Here is a 236-nt window from a genome sequence, read left to right on the forward strand (position 1 = left end):
TCCCTCCGTCGCCGTCGGAACCGGACGGGTCGTTCCTCGCGTCGCCGCCGGTACACCCGGCGAGCAGGCCGCCGAGAGCGACCGTACCGCCGTACTTCGCGAACGCTCTGCGGGTCGATTCCTCGGGTACCGCGTCCTTGCTGGGCATACTTTTAGGCCTCCCTAAAACAAGTTAATCGTTCCGATCTTTAGGTCAGCCTAAAATTAATGGACACGCCGGCCCCCGGGGGCCGGTC

1 pseudogene is annotated in these 236 nt (G+C 64.0%); it reads right to left on the reverse strand.

Annotated features, from left to right (window positions below):
* Window positions 1–148: pseudogene (locus EXE44_RS21800) on the reverse strand (DUF4407 domain-containing protein); the annotation flags it as partial.
* Window positions 149–236 lie beyond the last annotated feature (88 nt).

This window comes from Halorubrum sp. SS7 (assembly GCF_005435055.1).
GTDB classification, from domain to species: domain Archaea; phylum Halobacteriota; class Halobacteria; order Halobacteriales; family Haloferacaceae; genus Halorubrum; species Halorubrum salinarum.